Origin of the sequence: Caballeronia temeraria (genome assembly GCF_001544795.2) — a bacterium.
GTDB classification, from domain to species: Bacteria; Pseudomonadota; Gammaproteobacteria; order Burkholderiales; family Burkholderiaceae; genus Caballeronia; species Caballeronia temeraria.
Map to the genome: position 1 here is coordinate 1 of NZ_FCOI02000100.1, position 1,793 is coordinate 1,793.

At 58.8% G+C, this 1,793-nt stretch carries 3 protein-coding genes; all 3 read left to right on the top strand.

Going from position 1 to position 1,793, the window contains the following annotated elements; translation table 11 throughout:
- Positions 1-112: 112 nt before the first annotated feature.
- A complete protein-coding gene (locus tag AWB76_RS38580) occupies positions 113-427 on the top strand; it encodes a non-heme iron oxygenase ferredoxin subunit (RefSeq protein ID WP_061165320.1) in 315 nt (104 codons plus the stop codon).
- 1 nt (position 428) lies between these two features.
- Positions 429-740 (top strand): recombinase-like helix-turn-helix domain-containing protein, encoded by a 312-nt coding sequence (locus AWB76_RS38585; RefSeq protein ID WP_061165321.1) that lies wholly within the window; start codon positions 429-431, stop codon positions 738-740.
- Positions 741-786: 46 nt separating this feature from the next.
- Positions 787-1,793, top strand: a 1,007-nt coding sequence (locus tag AWB76_RS38590; RefSeq protein WP_061165322.1) for an aromatic ring-hydroxylating dioxygenase subunit alpha, incomplete at its 3' end; no start/stop codon positions are given.

Consider the following 1,793-nt stretch of genomic DNA (forward strand, 5'->3'; position numbering starts at 1 on the left):
TTTCCCTGACTCTGCTAGTTTTGTTTTTGAGGCGCAGAGTTGCTTCCCTATAATGTCCATATGCAAGTTGATGTTTCATAAGCGGAACACAACGGTTCCTTAGGATCACATAATGGATGAACAGTGGCAAAGCGTTGGGCGCATAGATCAGATCGCTGAGGACGCGCCGATTGAATTCAAGGGGCGTGGCGTAGAAGTGGGCGTCTTCAAGGTCGGCGAAAGTCTCTACGCCATCGAGAACGTATGCCCGCATGCGTATGCGTTGCTGACACAGGGCTTTGTTGATGGAGACACGGTCGAGTGCCCCTTGCACGAAGCGGTCTTCCACATCCCAACCGGAAAGTGTTTGAAAGAGCCCGGGGGACGCGATCTGAAGATGTACGCGGTGCGTCTTGCCGGTGAAGAAATCCAGATCAAGGTGGAGTGACATGTCGGAAGTGACCGTGAACTTTAATCCATTCCTCAAGCCATGGCTGGCACCGCAGCCGAATAACGTTGCGGGCAAGGGCGTGATCGAGCGGCCCGGCCAAGTCGAGAATTTCCCATGGCAGGCGCGTAAGGCGGAGCCGACGCAGTACGAGAACGACTTCGGTGACGCGCTAGAGAAAGTATTCGCCGACGGAGCGTTGCAACTGCACGAAGTCAGCGACGGGTTGAATCGCGTCGGTTTTCGCACGCCGCACGGTGGTCTGTGGACACCCGAGACGCTGGCCGCCGAGCTGCACGCGCTGGCCGAATAAGCGCGCGGCTCTTCACCCTTTAACAAATTAGTCTTCGGAGTTTTGCATGTCGTCCCCCGTCGATCGGAATTCTCAAGAAGTCGATGCTGCCCAAGCGCTGGTCAAGCGTGGGTTACGCAACTACTGGTACCCGGTCTCGCCGAGCTGGCGAGTGGGCAACGCGCCGGTGGGCGTGACGCGGCTGAGCGAGCAGATCGTTCTGTGGCGCGATCAAGAAGGCAAGGTGCACGCGCTGGAAGACCGTTGCCCGCATCGGGGCGCACGTCTTTCGCTGGGCTGGAATCTTGGTACCAGCGTCGCATGCTGGTACCACGGCGTCGAGGTGAACGGGCAAGGGACGGTGACCAATGTGCCGGCGGTTGCGGATTGCCCGTTGGAGGGCCGCAAGTGCGTGAAGTCGTATCCGGTAGAGGAGCGTGCTGGCGCAATTTTCTTGTGGTTCGGAGACGAGGCTCACCGAGATCCGGCGCCATTGGAGCTGCCCGAAGAGCTGGCATCGGAGGAGTATTCCAGGTTTCTGTGCGTCGGCAATTGGAAGGTGAACTACCAATACGTGATCGACAACGTCATGGACCCGATGCACGGTGCTTATCTGCATTCGGTGTCGCACTCGATGGCAGACGGCGACAAGCGCGCAGAGATGCGGGTGAGAAAGACCGAGCGCGGTCTGATGTTTGAGAAGGTCGGGCAGCGCGATGTGAACTTCGACTGGGTCGAACTGGGCGAGACGGGCAACTTGTGGATGCGCTTGGCGATTCCGTATGCCAAGAAGTTCGGCCCGGGCGGCAGCTTCGGCATCGTGGCGATGGCCACGCCGGTCGACGAAGACAACAGCCAGTGCTTCTTCTGGCGCACGCGCAAGGTCTCAGGTTGGGAGCGAGACGCGTGGCGCTTTCTGTATCGCAACCGCCTCGAGGGATTGCACTGGAACGTGCTGGAGCAGGACCGTTCCATCCTTGAGGGTCTCGCGCCTGATGCAGTAGATCACGAGTTCCTTTATCAGCACGACGTCGGCATTACCCGCGTACGCCGCTTGATGAAACAACGCGCGCA

Excerpts from the sequence above, each read along its gene's own strand:
- AWB76_RS38580 (WP_061165320.1), top strand. The coding sequence starts at position 113 with ATGGATGAACAGTGGCAAAGCGTTGGGCGCATAGATCAGATCGCTGAG.
- AWB76_RS38585 (WP_061165321.1), top strand. The coding sequence starts at position 429 with ATGTCGGAAGTGACCGTGAACTTTAATCCATTCCTCAAGCCATGGCTG.